The sequence below is a fragment of the Streptomyces sp. NBC_01750 genome (assembly GCF_035918095.1).
Taxonomy (GTDB): domain Bacteria; phylum Actinomycetota; class Actinomycetes; order Streptomycetales; family Streptomycetaceae; genus Streptomyces.
On record NZ_CP109137.1, the window covers coordinates 216,998 to 236,629 of the forward strand.

13 protein-coding genes and 1 pseudogene are annotated in these 19,632 nt (G+C 67.8%); 10 read left to right on the plus strand and 4 right to left on the minus strand.

Annotated features, from left to right (window positions below; genetic code table 11):
* Nucleotides 1-371: 371 nt before the first annotated feature.
* A pseudogene (locus OG966_RS00875) lies at nucleotides 372-711 on the minus strand (IS5 family transposase); the annotation flags it as partial.
* A gap of 240 nt (nucleotides 712-951) precedes the next feature.
* Here OG966_RS00875 and OG966_RS00880 point away from each other — a divergent pair.
* Nucleotides 952-8,097, plus strand: coding sequence for a LamG domain-containing protein (locus tag OG966_RS00880; protein WP_326647367.1), 7,146 nt, complete (start codon nucleotides 952-954; stop codon nucleotides 8,095-8,097).
* A gap of 27 nt (nucleotides 8,098-8,124) precedes the next feature.
* The gene (locus tag OG966_RS00885; protein ID WP_326647368.1) at nucleotides 8,125-9,762 is read left to right on the plus strand and encodes a hypothetical protein; all 1,638 of its coding nucleotides are present in this window, start codon (nucleotides 8,125-8,127) and stop codon (nucleotides 9,760-9,762) included.
* Nucleotides 9,763-10,541: 779 nt separating this feature from the next.
* On the opposite strand, the gene OG966_RS00890 is transcribed toward OG966_RS00885, so the two are convergent.
* Nucleotides 10,542-10,784 carry a hypothetical protein gene (locus OG966_RS00890; protein WP_326647369.1) on the minus strand — a complete coding sequence of 81 codons (243 nt, stop codon included), beginning with the start codon at nucleotides 10,782-10,784 and terminating at the stop codon, nucleotides 10,542-10,544.
* Between the two features lie 377 nt (nucleotides 10,785-11,161).
* On the opposite strand from OG966_RS00890, the gene OG966_RS00895 reads away from it, so the two are divergent.
* The gene (locus OG966_RS00895; protein WP_326647370.1) at nucleotides 11,162-11,635 is read left to right on the plus strand and encodes a hypothetical protein; all 474 of its coding nucleotides are present in this window, start codon (nucleotides 11,162-11,164) and stop codon (nucleotides 11,633-11,635) included.
* Nucleotides 11,636-11,712: 77 nt separating this feature from the next.
* Here OG966_RS00895 and OG966_RS00900 read toward each other — a convergent pair whose 3' ends face one another.
* A complete protein-coding gene (locus OG966_RS00900; protein ID WP_326655554.1) occupies nucleotides 11,713-12,162 on the minus strand; it encodes a hypothetical protein in 450 nt (149 codons plus the stop codon).
* A 164-nt stretch (nucleotides 12,163-12,326) separates the two neighbouring features.
* Here OG966_RS00900 and OG966_RS00905 point away from each other — a divergent pair, with 164 nt between their 5' ends.
* Complete coding sequence (locus OG966_RS00905) at nucleotides 12,327-12,497, plus strand: hypothetical protein (RefSeq protein ID WP_326647371.1); 171 nt, start codon at nucleotides 12,327-12,329, stop codon at nucleotides 12,495-12,497.
* A gap of 354 nt (nucleotides 12,498-12,851) precedes the next feature.
* Nucleotides 12,852-13,945 (plus strand): IS630 family transposase gene (locus OG966_RS40625; RefSeq protein WP_442806643.1). Its coding sequence is split into 2 segments (ribosomal slippage): nucleotides 12,852-13,313 and nucleotides 13,316-13,945, totalling 1,092 coding nucleotides; the frame shifts between segments, so codons are not numbered across the junction.
* A gap of 91 nt (nucleotides 13,946-14,036) precedes the next feature.
* Here OG966_RS40625 and OG966_RS00920 read toward each other — a convergent pair.
* A complete protein-coding gene (locus tag OG966_RS00920; RefSeq protein ID WP_326647372.1) occupies nucleotides 14,037-14,894 on the minus strand; it encodes an AraC family transcriptional regulator in 858 nt (285 codons plus the stop codon).
* Between OG966_RS00920 and OG966_RS00925 the strand changes: the two genes are divergently transcribed.
* From OG966_RS00925 to OG966_RS00940, 5 genes are all read left to right on the plus strand, one after another.
* On the plus strand, nucleotides 14,893-15,372 hold the full coding sequence (locus OG966_RS00925) for a DUF2000 domain-containing protein (protein WP_326647373.1): 480 nt from the start codon (nucleotides 14,893-14,895) through the stop codon (nucleotides 15,370-15,372). The genes OG966_RS00920 and OG966_RS00925 overlap by 2 nt on opposite strands.
* 309 nt (nucleotides 15,373-15,681) lie before the next feature.
* A complete protein-coding gene (locus tag OG966_RS40630) occupies nucleotides 15,682-16,020 on the plus strand; it encodes a YxD-tail cyclophane-containing RiPP peptide (RefSeq protein ID WP_442806644.1) in 339 nt (112 codons plus the stop codon).
* Nucleotides 15,992-17,245, plus strand: a complete 1,254-nt coding sequence (locus tag OG966_RS00930; protein WP_326647374.1) for an FxsB family cyclophane-forming radical SAM/SPASM peptide maturase — start codon at nucleotides 15,992-15,994, stop codon at nucleotides 17,243-17,245. Before OG966_RS40630 ends, OG966_RS00930 begins: the two co-directional genes overlap by 29 nt.
* A gap of 59 nt (nucleotides 17,246-17,304) precedes the next feature.
* The gene (locus tag OG966_RS00935) at nucleotides 17,305-18,615 is read left to right on the plus strand and encodes a toll/interleukin-1 receptor domain-containing protein (protein ID WP_326655033.1); all 1,311 of its coding nucleotides are present in this window, start codon (nucleotides 17,305-17,307) and stop codon (nucleotides 18,613-18,615) included.
* Between the two features lie 8 nt (nucleotides 18,616-18,623).
* On the plus strand, nucleotides 18,624-19,628 hold the full coding sequence (locus OG966_RS00940; RefSeq protein ID WP_326647375.1) for a MoxR family ATPase: 1,005 nt from the start codon (nucleotides 18,624-18,626) through the stop codon (nucleotides 19,626-19,628).
* Nucleotides 19,629-19,632 lie beyond the last annotated feature (4 nt).

Here is a 19,632-nt window from a genome sequence, read left to right on the forward strand (position 1 = left end):
ACGGACAAAGCCCGGGCCGGAGGCCACGGAAGTTGGGCGACGGCCCGCCCCGGGCGGGATACGGCGGCGGTCCGTGCTCACAGGCTTCTTGCGGGGCCTACCCGAGCCGACCCGGGGGACGCGGATCTTCTCCAGCACCACCTTGAACTGAGTGCAGTCCGCCCGCTGCCCACCCGTGACGATCAGGGACAGCGGGCGGCAGCGGCCGTCCGCGCTCAGGTGGAGCTTGGTGGTGAACCCGCCACGCGAACGCCCAGGCCCTCACACCTCCCGCACCACCTCCACCAGGCGGGCGCGAAGGCTCTGCCACGGCGTCTCGTCCTGGTGTTCTGGCGATCCGGCCCCCCTTGACGCGGGGGCCGACGGCGGATCCATCCGGGCCCCGGCCGCGTGCTGGTGCGCGTGCACGCTGGTGGAGTCCACCGAGATGTCCCAGTCGATATCACCCGCGGCATCCGCCGCGGCCTGGACCTGCTGGGGCAGACGCTCCCATGTGCCGTCGGCCGACCACAGTCGGTGGCGTTCGTAGACCGTCCTCCACGAACCGAACCGTTCCGGCAGATCCCGCCACTGCACCCCGGTCCGCACCCGATGCAGAATCCCGTCGATCACCTGCCGGTGGTCCCGCCACCGTCCACAACGGCCGTTACTGACCGGCAGGAACGACTGCAGCCGTTCCCACTCGGCATCACTCAGAGCACCCCGCCCGATGCCCACAACAACGACCCGGACACGAGCCAGTCACATGATCGCCCGGACAGGTCCTCGTCGAATCGGTCACTGCAGAGATGGCTTTTCCGGGTTGTCGACAACCCCCCTCTGATCCATGTCGAACGCGGGCTGATGCATGTCACTCATAAGGCCTAATGGCGTTGCCGCCGCCAAATGGCGCGCTTACGTTCGAAATCGTCGTGCACCGTAGAGCGTGATCCCTCGGCCCGTGGAGTTCCGATGCCGATAACCCGATCGCCGCACGCCTTCCGCGCCCCGAGCACCCTCCTCGTGCGCCCGGAGCACCCCGACGCAGCCACGGGATCGCCGCCACCCGGCGCACTCCACCAGGTCACCACCATCGATCATCAGGGCACCGTCATCGCCTTCGCCCGTGCCGTCGGCGGAACCGACGTCTACTACGACATTCTCGATCTCAAGGTCTCGACAGCCGTCGACAACGAGGAATGGACGGGATTCACCAAGCTCGCGTTCCCGGCCGAACTCCGGCCGGCCGGACTGGCCGTCGTCACCGTGGGCGACCCGGCAGGAGGGGTGCTCGCCGCGGCCCACGTGCCGCTCAAGGCCGTCTCCGACGAGAAGTACGTACACGTCTTCCAACAGTCCTCGCGCGGCACGCTGCTGATGAACCGCTTCCTGCTCAAGAGCGTCGCGGAGCCAGGCAGCGGCGCCCCGATCCCGGTGCTCGAGCCGGTCTGGGAGGTGCGTTTCCAGCGATCCGGCAAGAAGGACATACCCGACGGACCGCGAGACTCGCAGAGTTACACCGCGCCCGACGGGACGCCGTTCATCGAGCCCGGCATCGAGTTGGAGATGATCCGCGATCTCGACGGCGGCTGCTTCGAGGCGGTGATCCTGCCGAACGAGTCGGGCACCGCACGCCGTTGGCAGTTCTTCGCAGTCAACTCCCGCACGGGGAAACTCGACCTGTTCTCCTTCCCGATGGACGACAACGGGCTGTTCGACCTGACCGCTGCGGCACTGGACGCGCAGGGGAACGTGGCGCCCGACGTGTCAGTGACCTTGAACCTGGGAGAGGGATTCGACACGGACCTACCGCTGACTCCTGCCGGATCGCCGAGTGCGACCCTGTTCACGCTGCGTGAACGCGTCCGTGCGGCCTCGGGTGACGACCTGCTGCTCAAGCGCACCGCGCGGGTGATGCTCGCGCAACCGGTCAGCCGGTCCGGCGATGCGCTCCGGTTCGTGACGCTCGACTTCGCGCTGGGCAAGGACGGCCGGCTCGCGCAGATCCCACCGGACACCACGGTGACACCGGTCGACCCGGCCAACTATGCTCTCCGGTTCAGCGACAGCGCATACCTTGCGCTGCCCGAGCATCCCTCGCTGCGGCTCACCGGCTCCTTCAAGACCGAATTCTGGCTCTACCCGGACAGCGACGTCGTCGATGACCAGTTCCTCTTCCGCGGTGACCCGTTCGACGCGCCCGAAGAGGCCGCACCGTACGTCAAAATCACCCGTGGCCTGGGCGTCGCGGTCGGTTTCGGCACCGGTACCAAGGCCGTCACCGCGCACACCACCGACGCCGTCGTGTCCCCGAACCAGTGGGCGCACATCGTCGTCGCGTACGACAGCACGGCGGAACACGGAAACTTCTCCGTGCTGATCAACGGCAACGCCGTGCCGGTCACCGGCGCCGATGCCACAGCGGTACCGAGCGGGAAGCCGATCACCACCATCAGCGGACAGGACGACGGGCTCGTCGGCGTCCTCGACGCGCTGAGACTGTGGGACACCAGCGGCGCGACGCCGGACCTCATCGGCGACTGGCCGATGGACACCATCGACTACGAGGCGGATCCGCCGACCACCCCGGACCGCTCACTCTGCCGCAACACCGCCGCGGTGCACGGCGCCGTCCTCGTCGCATCGTCGGCGCCCGTCTCCGCGGACACCCAGGGCAACCTGTACGTGGACACCGCAGGCCTGTCCACCTACGCCGGTCTGCTCACCTTCGCCGAAACCGGCGGATCGGGCTCCCTGATGACAGGAGCCGACGGCTTGGTCCACCTCTACTTCGCCGGCCCCGAGGAAAACGGGCAGGACGGGCTCTACTGCGTCGCCCAGTACGACGCCGAATGCGCCCGCGCCGGTTACGAGGCGGGCTGGACCTCGACCGTGGACGGCAAGGCGCAGACCGGGACGCTGACGTTCACCGCCGCACGCTCCGGTACGTTCATGAACACGGCCGCGATCACGGTGAAGCCCTCGGACGCACCCGGCCTGTGCGACGTCGAGTTCGACAACCACCGTGACCGGCAGGAGGCCTGGCTCGGCGTCCCGCGAGCGCTCGATGCCTTCGTCGCGGTACTCAACGGCTCCTCGACGCACGATCTCGCCGATCCGGCGCTCCGGGTCGGCGAGCGCACCTTTTACGACAACGACGGCTCGTACGCGACCAGCCGCCTGACCGTCCGCTCGCACGACACCGAAACAGCCCTCACCCTGCTCTCGCGCCGCCCGGCCGGTATTCAACTCGCCGGCGCAGGCGTCGGCGACGTGACCACCTCGACCTGCACGCTCAGCCTCACCTTCACGGTCCCCCAGTGGACGGACGACGCCACCATCAGCCAGACGTGGACCGGCCTGCCCGTCTTCACACGCACGCTGCTGCCCGTCCTGGCCGGGGTGTCGACCGACTACGACTACAAGCCCACGGATTCCTCCGACGCCACCGTCTACGGCCTGACCGCGTACGACGGCGCGGACCGCTCCCACGACGTACTGGTGCTCGCCCGGCCGGGAGTGGAAGACCTGACGATCGCCGTCACCGCGGGCACCCTGCCCGGACTGTGCGACATCTCGATCGACCTGGAGGCCTCGGGGCCACAGCACTTCGAACTGACCGACGTCGCCCGGGACCAGAACGCGTTCGCGGACGCGGTGGGCGACAGTCCCGTCGCCGCCTGCCTCCTGGTCGTCACCGACGGCATGACCGCGTCGCTGCGCGACCGCGCGCCGGCGACTTTGCCGCTTCGCGACCTGCGCGCCTGGTCGGGCATTCTGGTCGCCCTCCCCGAAGGGACGTTGGCACCCGACGCGACGGTGGTCGCGCAGCCGGCCGTACCGGCGGCAGTCCGGCAACGCTCCGCTGTGACCGTCGACGGCAAGGAAGAGATCATCGACGGCGCGTCGACGATGTTCCGCTGCCTCGCGACGACCCTGCCCACCAATGGTGGCATCGGACTCGTCTCCGACACGGGCGGGTACACCGACGGCACCGCGAATCTGGTCACCGCCGCGATCAACGGTGGCTGGATCCGTGTCTCCCCGGACAAGGCACTCGGATTCGACGGTACGAAGAGCGTGGTCTGGGACCAGGCCGCACCGACCGCGGACGTCCTGGCGGTCCCGGGCGACCTGACGGTCGAGGCCTGGTGCCGGCCTGGGCTCATTGCCGCCGACGACGCGAATCCCCGGCTGGCCGCCTACCGGCGGATCGGCAGCGTCGACTTCCCCGACGAGGAGATCAGCTGGGCGCTGGGTCTGCGGCCGGCCCCGTCGCTGTACTTCAACGACAGCACTCAGATCGACGGCTCGTACGACCTCGACGACGCGGACTGCACGCTGCAGATCACCGTCAGGCCGGCGGGCGCCAGCGGTACAGGGCAGCTTCTGCGGCTCGCCACGACAGGGGTGTCCAAACCGTACGTCACCCTGTCCGTCGACGGCAGCCAGAAGGTGGTCGCGGCCTACGCCGACGGCAAGGTCAAGGTCACCGCCCGTACCCCGCTCAAGTCCGGCGCATGGAAACAGGTCACCGCGACACTGGCCGCGACGGACGCCTCCACCGTCAGCCTCCGGCTCTACCTGGACGGTGAGCTCGAAGGCGAAGCCACCGGCGCCGCGGTCCCCTTCGACAGGGTGCCCGGCGCATTCCGGGCCGGAGCGACCAACGGCGCGTTCCCGATGCAGGCCAACGGGGCGTTCTTGTGGACGCGCGCCCTGCCCCCGGACGAGGTGGCACTGTTCCACGACGCCGCACCCGAACCCGCGGCCCCGGACCTGATGATCTGCTGGTACCTCACGGAAGGCACCGGGGCCGAGGTGCGCAACAGAGCGCTCAACGGCTACCCGTTCATCTCGTCGATCATCAACCCGTCCAGACCGGCCTGGGCCAAGCGCGGTGTCTACGCAGTACCGTGGGCGGCCAACCGCGGCTATGCGCTGGCCGCCCCGCACACGCCGCTGCTCGGCGGCTGGCACCAGGTCGCCTCGACCTACCGCACCGCTCATGCGGTGCGGCTGGCGGGCACGGACTACGCCGACTGCGGCAACGACCCGTCGCTGGACTTCGGCAGCGCGTTCACGATCGAGGCCTGCTTCACTCCCGCGCGGGTGGACGCGGTGCAGACCCTGGTCTCCAAACCCGGCAACTACGAACTCGGGCTCAACTTCGACAACACGGTGACGCTAAGCGTGCCGACCACATCGGAAGCGGCCGGCAAGGTCACGCTCACGAGCGGGAGCGTGCACATCGAGCAGGGCACGCCGTACTACGTCGCCGCGACCGTCACGTCGGGCGCCACGACGACGACCGGGTCCACGAGCGGCCAGGCCGTGACGCAGACCTACTACCTGCACATCGATCTGTACGTCGACGGCGTCCTCGTGAACACGTTCGCCAAGGACGACTACCCGGACCCGGTCGGCATCGCCACGAGCGTCGAGCGGCTCAACCTGGGCCGGAACACGGTCGGCGCGGCCTACTTCACCGGGCTGCTCTCCGACGTACGGCTGTGGAACAAGGTGCTGGCCGGCGAAGCGATCAGGCAGTCGGCCGCCACTCATCGGACCTCCTCGTCCGACGGGCTGGTGTCCTCGTGGCGATGGGCGCAGTCCCGCGGCAAATTCGGGTACGACGACAACAACCTCAACAACGCGGTGCTCACCGGCAACGATCTGTGGCGGCTGTACTCCGCCGCCTCGGTCCTCACCCTCATCGTCGACGGCGTGGAACAGAGCGACGTCGACGTGCTCGATCCCTCCTCGCTGGGCGGTTACGGCATCGAGCAGTTCACCGTCGCTGCCGTACGCACCTCGTCCACCGCTCAGGCCGACGCGTTCAGCGGCATGCTGAGCGAACTGCGGATCTGGAACCGCGAGCGGACCGTCGAGCAGATACGCGAGGAGATGTACCGCGAGCTGACCGGCACGGAGACCGGCCTGGCCGGGTACTGGCCGTTCGACGCCGGCTCGGGGCTGGTCGCCGACGACGCGACCGGGCATCGCAACGAGGGCGAGTTGCGTCCGGCGGCGAGGCCGCCGCTCTGGATCACCGCACGCGCGCCGATCTCGGACGAGGGCAAGGAGGTCCACAACGTCCTCAGCGGCCTGCGCACCGAGTACGTCGCCCGGGTCACCGGCGTTCCGTCAGCGGTCGAGTACGCCGACACCCGCCGTGACGCGTACGGAGATCTCTACAGCGTGATGAAGCGCTGCTACGCGGCCGAGTCGGCGGGCGCCGTACACCTGGACACCGGGTTCACCGTCGGTGACCTCGACACCTCGTACGCCGGGCAGGTGCAGACCGCGCCCTCACTGGTGGGCTTCATCGAGGGCGCGCCGCCGATCCCCAGCGAGAACCAGACCAAACCGTGGTGGAGCGACATCAACTACCTCAATGCCTACGCGGACGACACCACCGTGCGCCTGACACAAGGTCACACCACGACGCTCGCGTTCCGGGGCAGGGAGAACACCGGCGACTCCGCCTATGTCGAGGGCAATGCCGGCCTCTATCTCAGCACTGACGTCGGTACCTCGCTCGGTATCGGCGCGGAGACCAGCTGGACGGTCGCCGTGGCCGAGGGCCATCTGGCCTCCGCGGGCGACAGCCGTGCCGAGATCTCGTCCGAGCGCGAACTCGGCTTCGGTTTCGCGAAGAGGACGACGACGGTCGACGAGCTGAGCGCGGCGGGAGAGTGGGAGAGCGCGGACCACATTCTGAACCCCGAGGTCGGCCGCCGGTACGTGCCGGAGAACAACGGCTATGCGGTGGTGAAGTCGTTGACCGCCGACCTGTACCTGGTGACGCTGAAGGGCTCGAACACCGTCGTGAAGATGACGCTGGTGCCCGACTCCGGCGTCGAGGACGTCAACGTCGTGAACTTCCCGATCGACGCGGGCTACATCAAGAACGGCACCCTCGACGGGCTGGTCGGGTTCACGCCGGATCCGAGTTTTCCGTACGCACAGCTCCAGCCGGCCAGCTACTTCCGACCGATCGAGGCGTACAGCCTCAAACGGGCCGTCGAGCGGCAGGACCAGCAGCTCGAAGCCTATTACCGGCAGTTCGACACCGAGGGCCTGAGCGGGGGCATCCGCCCGGGGCCGAGGGGCGGCGCCGCCCCGGGGGGTACCGGATTCACCAGATTCCGTGACCAGACGCTGCCCGGCGACCCGTCCTACGACTGGCCCAAGGGGCTGGCGAAGCGCAGCGTGGTAAACACGTACGTGTGGACTGCGGCGGGAGGGCTGCACACCGAGGAGACCGAACTGGTCGACACCTACAGCGAGTCCTTCTCCGGCCTTTCGAGCTGGGACGCCACCAACGGCGTCACGTCCGATTTCGCGGCGGCGATGGTCGTCGGCCTGTTCGGGGAGTTCGACGCGCTGTTCGGCAACTCGGTCGAGGTTCTCTCGGTCCGGGACAAGGACAGCGAGTCGGGCCTCGGTCTGGAGGTCGAGTTCGCACCGGACCGCTTCCTCAGACGGCCTCTGGTGGACGTCGACGGGCAGCCGACCGGCTACACCGAGGCCGATGCCCCGGGCAAGGTGACCGGATACCGGTTCATGTCGTTCTTCCTCCCCCCGGCCGAGCACAACTTTGAGGCGTTCAACTCGCTGGTGATCGACCAGAACTGGCTGAACAACAGCGCGCATCCCGACGCGGCGGCGCTGCGCACGGCGACCGCCCAGTCGAACGCGGCCTGGCGGATCCTGCATCGCACGACCTATGTCAGCCGCGTCCCGCCGCACCTGCAACCGGTCTCGGCCGACACCACCGCACCACCGCTGGTCGCACCGGCGAACCTCGCGGAGAACACCGTGCTCACCCGGCTGGTCGAAGACCACATCAGTGTTCAGGCCCCCTCCCCCGGGCAGATCGGCGCCGCGGTCACCGCCGTACTCGGCCTGTCGCCGACCGACCCGGGCCTCCTGGCCCACGTGCTCGGCTGGTGGCCGGACTTTCTCAACCGCGCCGCGAACCAGCGCAGCGACGCTCATCGCGAGCTCGCGGCACTGCGCGCCGACCTGCTCGGCTACATGATCCAGAAGTACGCGGCGGAGTCGGCCCGAGCGGACGGCGCGGCGATCGCGCAGCTCCACACCCCGCGGTGATCACCGCTCGTAGCGAGAGGAACTGTCATGCCCCAGTGGGACGACCTCTACTTCCGTCACAACTTCCAGGACACCGGCCAGTACCCCACGACGGGCTGGCTCTGTGAATCACCCGATGTGATCCCGCTCGGCGCGGATCCGGTCAGCGACCCCGGGGAGCTGATCTCCGACCTCAACTGGGGGAAGGACTTCGGCAGTTCCACCAGGGCGTCCGAACCCAACTTCATCTACCTGCGCGGACAGAACCTCTCGGCCAGCGACACCGAGGGCGACCTGTACCTCTACTACTCCCCGGCCAGCATGCTGCTGTGGCCGACGGATCCCCTGGATCCGAAGAAAGGCTGGGCCCGCAATCCGCTGACCACGAGCGCGGGCGCCAAGTTCCTGACCGTCAAGGCGGAAGCCGGGGCGCGGTTCGTCACGCACGAGGCGTTCCAGTGGATCCCGGCGCCGATAGAGAACGACCACTACTGCCTCGTGGGCCGGATCGTCACGGAGAAGGACCCCAACCCGATCCCCGAGCTGGGTGAGATCACCGACTTCGCCGCGTACGTCTCACAGCACCCGGACATCGCCTGGCGCAACGTGACCATGATCAACCCGTCAGCCCCCATATCGACGGAACTGTACGACTACTCACAGGGCAGCCTGGAACACCAGATCTACTTCCACCTGAACGCCGACAACGCCCCCGACGGCTCCGAGATCATGATGAGCTGCGGAACCCCCGGGCCGTCTCCCATGCTGAACAAGCGGGGTACGGTCGACAACCCGCCGGATGGAGGGACGTTCACGGTGACGCTGCTGTCGCTCGTTCCGGCGAACTGGTCCTCGAACATCACCATGACATGGAAAAGCAACGGGAAGGTCCCGCTGCCCGGGATGCGGATCTGGCTCGACCCCATTCTGCCGACGAGTGCCGACGATCCCGTGCTCGGTGCGTTCGCCCGGCCCCTGGAGGAGTTCGGCATTTCGCCGGAGGACATTCCCCAGGGCGGCCCGCGGCTGGGCATCCGGTTGGGCAGCGTCACCATGCAGACCCCCCCGGTGGCGCTGAACAGCCCGGACCGACGCTATTACGGCATGTCGCGTGACGATGCCGAGCCGGCCGCGACGTCCTCGCTGCTTTTCACCGGCACCCAGTGGACCCGCACGACCGGGTCGGTCTTCGGCTCACGCAGTTCGACCGTCGACATCGCGGTCACGCGGGAGCAGGCCGACCCCGACGGACAGACCGAGACCGTTACCCTGACCGAGACCGACGCCGGGTCGGACTCCGACGTCGCGGTGGACACGGTGCTGGAGACCGGCACCTTCGGCGGGGAGGCCTACGTCATCCTGCAGGCGAACAACGTGCCGGTGGGCTGTGACATCTGGTTCCGCAGCCTGTCCGGCTCGGTGCCGATCGGCATCAGGCCCAGGCAGATCGACGATCCAATCGACTTCCTGGTCAGCCAGAAAGTCGAACTGCCCGCGGAATACACCGCGGAGCTCCAGATCGATCTGCGGCTGAACGGCAACAAGCTGTCGCCGGACAGCACGCTCGATCTGAAGATCCTGGGCATCCTTCCACCCGGGGAGGCGACCTCATCGAGCATCGTGCTCCCCGGGGAGGACGTCCCCCGTCCCGGAAAGGTGCTCGGCTCTGTGATCGTGAAGCTCTAGCTGGGCCGTCAAGCGCGAGGTCCTGGACCCTACTCGGGTGCGGTGGGTGCTTTGGAGGCTCTGAGCCGGCCGAGCGCCGCTGGCCGGAGGGCCCGGTCTGCCTGACTTGCGTCGATGAGGTCCGCTTCACCACGCAGACTGTCACCGATGCGGTCCGCTGGCCGCCGTCTTCCGCCAGGACGAAGCCGGTCCGATCTGCCCGGAGTGCGCCAGGGTCACTCTCGCCTACCGCTGTCCGACCTGCAGCGCGATGGGAAGGCTTCTGCACGGTCAGTGTCCCCGCTGCCGGGCCCTGCAGGAGCTCGCCCTGGCGAGCGTCCCGCAGCGGCTGCAGGGGACACTCACGGCCCCGTAGTACGAGACGCAACGTGGTACGCCGTCCCAGCTCGGCATCGGCATGGACCGGTTCTGCCCGCAGTCGCCGCAGGTGGGGCCAGGGCGAGCGTGCTGCCAGCAGGCCGAGCACCATGGTCCGCGGGCGTCACGAGCGGTGACCACCTTCGTGATGCCGCAGCCGGAGCACGGCTGTGCGCGGTCGCGGCGACGGCATCCGTCGCACCAATGCCGGCCCTCTGCATCGCGGAAAGAGACTGGCATGCTCCTGCGGCAGATGCGACATCGTTCAGGAGGCCGCGTCTGCTGGGCGCAGGCCGGCAGACCCCGGTGCTCAGGACGCCGATCTTGCGGCGCTTGCCGCAACGCGGGCAGAGCACCACCGGCGCCCTCCGCTTGTTGCACTTCTCCCAGAGCGGCCCGTCCTCCGCGATCCGGTCGACGGCTCATATCTCGCCACAGTCAACGCACTTGCGCCGAGGCCGGACACCGCGGTGCTCCCGCTGGTAGCAGACGCTGCAGACCGGACTGCCGTCCTCTTCACGGACGGTGATCTGGCGGGTGATGCCGCAGCGGGAACACGGCTCGGCGAGTGCCCACTTGCGGCAGGTGTCGCACCAGGCGCCCTCGTCGGTGCGGGCCGAGGGCACGACCACGCGACCGCAGACCCAGCAGGGTTCCTTGGGCAAGGTCTTGCGGTGGCAGGTGTAGCACTTCCGCTCCCGTGGGGGTGTTCTTGGTGGCCTTCAGAGTGCGGCCGCAGACGTGACCCGGCTGCGGGCCACGGCGTTCGCGCTGCCGGCAGCGGCGGCAGACCGGCTTCCCGTTCCGTCGTTCTCCGACTCTTGCGACCCGCCCGCAGACGCAGCACGGCTTGGCTGTGTCACTTTGCGAGGGCTCTGGCCCAAATTGTGTTGAGCGGTTGCTCTCCGTCGCAGTATTGCCTCGGACAGGCGCTCAGTCGGTGAGATCTCCGGTTTCGGACGGTCCACCTGGTGCGCCGTGGTCGACGAGGCGCAGGAGCTTTGGGCTGGCATGTCGGAAGCGGCCAGTAGCCTCAGGCACCATGGGCATTCAGATCGATGTAGTGGTGGGTTACCCGATCAACGATCAGGTGGAGAGGGTGCTCGGGTTGGCCGAGGCGGTCGGCGAGCCCGTCACTGTCACGTTCATGTGGGAGGGGCGTGAAGAGGCGGAACGCGCGGTGCTAGTGCCTGCGGCCACGCTGGCGCTCTGGGAGCATTGGGCCCCCACCGCCTACCCGACGAGTGGCGCTGGGGAAGAGTACCGGGCTGTGGCGCAGGAGCCGGAACTGGCTCACCCAGCGGAATTCGGCGCGTTCACGCTCTTTCGTCGTCGCGTAGGAGGGCGCACGGCGGTTGCTCGCGAAGGAGTGGTGGTCGCCGAGCTACTGGACCCCGACGAGGCGCACTGGCTCCAGGAGAAGGCCCGCAATGTCCACCAAGGCTTCATGGATCCGAAGCAGAAGGCGGCGTTCGAGGAGTTCCTTGCCCGGCAGGCATCCCTCGATGATCAGTGACGCGCCGACTCCTGCTTCGTGGCTTTGTATTTGATCTCCGGGCTCTGGTCCGGTTCGTATGGTGTGGTGACGCTCGGTCACGCCAACAGGACACGTTTGCGGAGGAGTTCGAAGCCTGCGCGGCCGAACATCTGGCGCTTGAGCATCTTGATGCGGTTGACATGGCCTTCCACGACACCGGAGTTCCAGGGCAGGGTCAGGCCAGCGGCGACGGCGTCAAGGTTGGCATCTTCTTCCTCGCTGAGGGCAGTGACGCCATGCACCGAGGTGGAGACGGTGACAATCTCGTCTTCCGCTGCTGTCATGGTCTCGCGGATCACACAGACGACACCCACCTCCAGCGGATAGGCCGACTCCGGGCCGAGGTCATCCGGCGCATCGAAGATCGGGCCCTTGTCGACCAGGGACCAGCGCCTGCCCGCCGCATCGGTGAACTGAACCTCCACCCGGCCCGGGAACTCATCGGCCGGCCACCGGACTGCTTCAGCTTGCAGAACAACCACCAGGACCCCCTTCGCAACCAGCAAGAAAGACAGCGTCCAGTATCCAGCGATAGCCCCACCAACCACCTACGGGACAACCTTTAATTAGGGAGTGCCGGGAACTTCCTGGCGAAGGTCACTGACCCCAGCGTTGAACAACAAACCTGTGTCCACAAGGACTCGATCATCGGCAAGGCATCACCGACGCCTTGCGGCAGGCGACGATCCTGACGGACAGTGTCGCGGACGGCCTGCAGGACCGGCCCCGGCTGGACGCCGCGCTGCGCCAATACGACCTCGACCGCGACAAGCTGGTCATGGACGGCCACCGGACACCCTGGCCGTGGCAGAGCTCCGGCCGAATCGCCGTCTGGCACTGATGCGCGCCATAGCGGACGACCCGGTGATGATCGAGCGCTTCTTCTCCACCGTCTCCGGAGCGTGCCCGTCCAGTGAGCTGATCACGCCGGGTCGAAGGTCGCGCAGGCTCCAACTGCCGTGTCCCGGCATATGTGACCTCGGCTGAATAGGTGCCACAAAGGCAGCTGTGGCCTGTTGACAGAACCAACTCATGAGTCTGCGCAGGTCAGTTGAGGAATCTGCTGGCTTCCTGCCGTGCATGATGAAGAACGTCCCGGACGGGATCTGAGGCACTTCGTCCTCCGAGTTACTGACCTCTTCGAGGTGTTGTCGGAGGGGGTGACGGGTGGTGATCCCTGCGGTAGGCCGGTGATATGCGGTATGCGCAGGGTGGCGGGTTGACCGCCGAGGGGCAGCAGGCTCGGGAGCGGGTCCGTTTCGAGGCTGGTGAGCGGTTCGTGCGGGGCGAGAAGAACGCGGTGATCGCGAAGGATCTGCGGGTCAGTGCGCGGTCGGTGGAGCGGTGGCGGCGCGTCTGGCGGGCGGGCGGTATGGAGGCTCTGGCGACGTCGGGGCCTGCGAAGGTGCCGAAGGTATCTGATGAGCGGTTCGCCGAACTGGAGCGGGAGTTGGCGCGGGGGCCGGCCGTGCATGGCTGGGAGGACCAGCATTGGACGCTGGGACGGATCCGGGCCTTGATCTGGTGGAAGTTCGGGGTGGACTGCTCGTCAGCGGCGGTGTGGCGGCTGCTGCACCGTCACGGCTGGTCCTGGCAGTCGCCTGCCCGGCGGGCTGTGGAACGGGACGACGACGCGGTGGGGTTGTGGAAGAAGGACGTGTGGCCGCACGTGGAATGACTGCGGCGGCGCTCGGGGCGTACGTGGTGTTCGAGGACGAGGCAGGGTTCTCGATGACACCGTCCCTCGCCCGCACCTGGAGCCGGCGGGGGCACACGCCGGTGGTGCGGGTGCGAGGACGCTCTTGGCGCCGCTTCTCGATCGCGGCCCTGTGCTGCTATAAGCCCGGCGAGACATCGCGGCTGATCTTCCGGCCCTATCGTCACCGCAAGCATCCCGGTTCAGGGCGCAAGAGCTTCGCCTGGAGCGATTACCGCGACCTGGTCGTGCGTGCTCACCTGCAACTCGGCGCCCCGATCGTCTTGATCTGGGACAATCTCAACACCCACCGGGCCGCCGGAATGCGGCAGTACGCTGCCGAACACGACTGGCTCACCATCGTGCAACTTCCCTCCTATGCACCGGATCTGAACCCGGTGGAAGGCGTGTGGTCACTGCTGCGACGCGGTCCGTTGGCCAACGTCGCCTTCACGGACGACGCGCATCTCGAACGCGTCTTACGCCGCGGACTGCGTCGCATCCAGCGTCATCCCGAACTCATCGACGGGTGTCTCGCCGGCACCGGCTTCAGCCTCACCCGCCACCCGACAACACCCCGAAGAGGTCAGTAGACCAGTTACTGGAGACGGGAGACCACCCTTGGGAGCCGTACAGGGTGCTGGATCAGTTCGGGAGACCGGTCGAGCCGATCGCGCTGTACCTCTAGGAGCTGACGGCTCCGGTACGGGCGTACCGGCCCGGGGTGATGCCCACGACCCGCTTGAAGTGCCGGGTGAGGTGTGACTGGTCGTAGAAGCCGGCGGCTGTCGCCACCTCGCCCGGCGGCTGTCCGTCGAGGAGCAGACGGCGGGCCAGATCGACGCGGCGGGACGTCATGTACTGGTGCGGGGCGATGCCGAAGGCGCCGCTGAAGGCACGTACGAGGTGTGTGGGATGGGCGTGGACCAGGCGCGCGGCCTCTTCCAGGGCGATGCCTTCGAGCAGTCGTTCGTCGAGGAGGTCACGAAGGCTCTGGGCGATGCCGCCGTCGGTCCCCGCGCTGCCGAGGGCCAGCCTGGGGCGCAGGTGCCGGCGCAGTCGTTCGATGATGAGGGCAAGACGGCTCTCCGCCTCGAATTCGTCGCCCCGGTTCGTGAGGGCTGTGTGGAGCTGTCCGACGCGTCTGCGCAGGACGGGCTCTGTGAGGTCCGGGCCGTCCACCGCCGGCCCGATGAAGCTCTCGTCCAGCTGTGTCATGTCGAGGTAGAGCACGCGCTTGCGAAAGCCCTGAGGGGTGGCAGGTGAGCCGTTGTGCGGGACCTGCGGTGGGAGCAGGCTCACGGTGTCGCTCGGGGTGCCGCGCTCGTAGCGGTCCAGGTCGTAGCGGACCGCGCCGTCGTCGACGATCAGCAAAGTCCAGGCGTCGTGGACGTGCATGGGGTACGCGTGCTCGGTGAAGTGGGCGTGGAAGACCTCAACGACGCCCGCGACCGGCGGGCGCCAGGCGGAGATCTCCTGCCGGGGCGTCACGCAAAGAACGTACAAGACGGGGAAGGCGTGCACCCTGGAGTCTCGAAGCATGAGAACCGAGGATGAGACCGACGCGGGGTCCGGGGTTGGGACTGGGGCCGGGGATGAGAACGTGCCTGTGCGCTTCGACACCAAGATCGCCGTCCTGCTGCGCGACGACCTTGAGTCCTGGCAGCGGCTGAATGTGACCGCCTTCCTGGTCAGCGGGCTCGGCACAGCGTCACCCGAGGTGATCGGCGAGCCGTACACGGACGCCGACGACACCGCGTACCTGCCGATGTTCCGCCAGCCCGTGCTGGTCTTCGAGGAGACGAAGGAGACACTGACCGCCGCGCACGGCCGTGCGCTGTCCCGCTCGTTGCCGAGGGCCGTGTTCACGTCAGATCTGTTCAGCACGGGCAACGACCGGGACAACCGGGCGGCTGTACGGGCCGTGCGCAAAGACCAGCTCGATCTGGTAGGGATGGCCGTATACGGACCGCGCAACACAGTGGACAAGGTCCTCAAGAGCGCGCGAATGCACCCCTGAGCGCCGGAGTGGCGAGAACGGGCGCGGGCCTGACCGGCCGCTTCACCACCGGATCTCCACCGGGCCGCGACAGCTGCCCGGTGGAGTGGTGTCAGAGGCCGAACGCGCTAGGGTCCGGGGCAATGGCGCGGAAGTACTCGCGCCGATGCCCAGACTCCTGCGAGGACTACACCGACTGCCCGTGACCTGGTGAAGAACCGGACAACGCCAGCCGCTTGCCGTCACCGGCACTCCATGCTCCCCACTCACCCGAGCGATACAGAGCGATAGTGGACGCTCCCCGATCGCTGCGGCCGCCTGGAGTAGGCCGTGATCGAAACTCTGCGAGAATCGTCAATATTTCCTACGAGTCGTGTCACGAAGCACCCACGCTCTGCGATATCGTCCGTCTCCACAGCAGCGAGCGACGCACGCGCATTTCTTCCTGGAGTTGGGTTGTCTCTTCCCCCGGGCACTGCTCTGTCCCGGAGGGACGGATATCAGGCCATTGACCCGCTGCCGGACTGCACCGGCCTCGATCTTTCGTCATTGGCCGGTGACGCGAGCAACCCTGTACTCGCCGCCGTGGTGACCGGCCTGCTGGCCCGAGCCGGCTCTCGCAGCAGTGCAGTGGCCTTCTATGACGACAGCCCCTTCGTCACCTACTGAGGCGGGCCACCGACACAGTACGTCGGCCCTCTGGCCTCTGCAGGGACTCGATGTCGTCGCCGCGCGGGCGGCGGGTCATCAGGCAGTGCCATTCCAGCAGTTCGTGCTGAAGATGCACAGTCGCTGCAACTTCGCCTGTACGTATTGCTACGTCTATTCAGGGCCGGACCAGAGCTGGCGTCGGCGGCCTCGCACAGCGTCCGCGGAAGTTGTGGCGGCGACCGCCGCCCGGATCGCCGAGCATGTGAAAACGCACACGCTGTCGGAGGTCCATCTGAACGTGCACGGCGGTGAGCCGCTGCTGACCGGAGCAGCCGCGCCCATCGGCTACGTCACGGCGGTCCGGGAGGCCATCGATGCTGCCGTGGGTCCCGGATTCTGCCGGGTGCAGGCCACTGTGCAGACCAATGGAAGCGGGCTAACGGAGGGCGTCGTCACCGAACTGGCCGACGCCGGGCTGAGGATCGGTGTGAGCCTCGACGGCGGTCTGGCCCGGCACAACCGGCACAGGGTGGATCGTCGCGGGCGCCCTGGCTGGCCGGTCGCTTCGCGAGGGCTACGGGTGCTGGCCCGTCACCCGGAAGCCTACGGCGGCATCCTGTGCACCATCGACCCGTCATCGGATCCCATCGAGGTCTACAAATCGCTCCTCGCATTCACACCCCCGAGCATGGATCTGCTCCTGCCGCACACCAACTGGTCCTCCCTCGGACGGAGAACCGGCCTTGCCACCCCGTACGGCGACTGGCTCGCCGACGTCTTCGACCACTGGTTCCACGCGCAGTCGTCCCAGACCACCATCCGGCTGTTCACGGAAATCATCGGCCTGCTGACCGGTCAGGAAAGCGGTACCGAATCAGTGGGGTCCTCCCCCGTCGTCGCCGTCGTCGTGGACACCGACGGTGCCATCGAACAGGTCGACTCGCTCAAGACCGCGTACTCGGGAGCCCCCGAGACCGGACTCGATGTCTTCCACCACTCCTTCGACGAGGCTCTCGACCATCCGGGGATCGCCGCTCGCCAGATCGGCACCGCCGCCCTCTCCGATCAGTGCCTGTCCTGCCCGGTCGTCAGGATCTGCGGCGGCGGGAACTACGCCCACCGGTTCGACGCGCGCGACGGCTTCAGAAATCCGTCCGTCCACTGCGCGGACCTTGAGCGGCTGATCAGACACATCGCGGACCGTCTGCGGCCATTCCTGCCCCAAGGCCCGATTGCCCCGTGACTGAGGTGCCGTCAAACTCTCCTAGGGACCGGCACTTGGGGGGCGGGGGCTTGAACAAGGTGTTCATCAGTCACAGCACGCGCGAGGACCCGTACGGCGGCGAGGTGCGCAGCCATGTCATCCAGGGACTGCGGGAACGCGGGTACGACGTCCTCGTCGACGCCGAAGGACTCTTACCCGGTGAAAAGTGGCACCCCCGGCTGTACGAGTGGCTCCTGGAGTGCCGGGCCGCGGTGGTGCTCGTGAACCGTGCGGCCCTCACATCGATGTGGGTCCACAGGGAAGTCGACATCCTCATGTGGCGCCACCACTTCAACCACTCCTTCCTCGTGCTCCCTGCCCCGGTTGGCGACGTGACCCCCGAGGACATGGCCGCCGCCGGCTTCGAGGACCTGATGTCGTTGCAGCTGGTGCGCCGCATCGCCACCCTCTGCAAAGACGCCGCCCCGGACGCGGCCGAGGCGGCGGAGGCGATCGTGCGTGCGTTTCCGCCGCTTCCGGCCCCCACGGACGACGACGATCCGGTACAGCGCTGGGCCGAGGACATCACCGCACAGCTCAGCCAGGTCCGCACCATGAGCCGGCTCGCCCGCATGGGACGCGCCCTCGGACTCCACGACCGCCATCTCGCAGGCTCTCCCGTCACCGATGTCAGCTGCGGTTTCCTGGCCGCTCAGATGCTCCACACCCACGACGCGCCGCGGCTGCGCAGCGCCGTCGGGGAAATCGCCCGGCACATGGACAGCACCGCACTGAACGAGCTCGTCCGCCTGGTCCTGCCGGTGTGGATCGACGCGGCCTCAGCCCGGCGCGTACTGCCCGAAGAGGGCCTGGAGCGCCAGGCAGTCGTCCTGAACGTCCGCAGACCCGAGACGGGGCAGTACTACCTGGGCCGCGCCTTCTGCATGGACGTCAGCCGGTACTGCTGCATATCCGTGAGTGCCCCGCCGCCGGGAGAGGAAGACCCGGAGGACGAGCTGCGGCTCGCCTGCGAGCAGCACATCAGGTCCCGGTTCGGGATGAGCTCCCGCGAGCCCTTGGCCGGCGCCCCACGCCTCCGGGAATGCGACACGTACGTCGTCATCCATTCCGAACACTGCACCCTCCCCCAGGCCGAACGGGTCGTCGACTGGCTGCACGAGCACATCCCCTGGGTGCACATCCTCCTGATCCCGGGCGAGCAACTCCCCGACGACTCCGCACTGCCCGGCCGGCTCTCCCAGGCCGCCCTCCTCACTCCGCCGTTCGGCGCCGACGACGAACGGGTGGCGATCAGGGTCGCGTACGGGATGCTCAACGACTGGGGCATCCCCCGCATCGGCGACGACGCCTGGATGAGCCGGATCAACGGCACCAACCCGAGGGGGTGAACGACCCGATGGCGATCACCGAGGGTGGAAACACCACGCCCAACGAGTGGTTCCGCAATCCGGACCGCGGCGACGGCGAGATCTACGTCATGTCCCGGAAGATCGACGAAGCGGTGAGCGTGGCCCTGGCAACCGGCAGACCGCTGCTGCTGCGCGGCAGCCCCGGATCCGGCAAGTCCTCGCTCGCCCCCTACGTCGCACGGCTCAAAGGCTGGCGCTACTACGAACACGTCATCACCTACGGCACCCGGTCGCGAGACCTGCTGTGGCGCTTCGACAGCGTCCGACGCCTCGCCGACGCCCAGGTGTACCGCCAGGAGTCGCCCCCTCTGGACGACTTCTCCTACCTGCAGCCCGGCGTGCTGTGGTGGGCCCTCGCCCCGCGCTCGGCCCGGCGCCGAGGCCGAGCAGCCGCTGAGGACGAATTCCCCATGGAGGGAATCGAGGACCCGTTCGCCGGCGTCAACGGCGACCGAAGCATCGATCATGCCGTCGTCCTCATCGACGAGATCGACAAGGCCGACCCGGACGTACCCAACAGCCTGCTCGTGCCGCTCGGATCGCAGCGGTTCACCGTCGTCGAGACCGACACCGAGGTGTGGACCGAGCCGCCGACGGGCCCCACAGACCCGCTCTTCTCCCGCCATCTGGTGGTCATCACCACCAACGACGAGCGGGAACTGCCCCAGGCCTTCCTGCGCCGCTGCGTCGTCGTCACCCTCCCCGATCACGACGTGCGCAGCCTGGTCCGCATCGCCGAGGAGCACATGCGCAGCTGGCACGGAGCCGGCGGCGCCGGGCATCTTCGAATGGCCGAGGCAATGGCCGTCGAGCTCGGCCGGGTGACCGAACAGGCAGCCGCACAGGGCATGCGAGGGCCCAGCACCGCGGAGTATCTCGACGCGCTGCGTGCCTGCATCACCCTCGGGATCGGTCTGGGCTCGGAACGCTGGGAGTGGCTGAAGAACTGCGTGCTGGTCAAGCGTCAGCAGATCTACGGAGACGGGTGGTGACCAG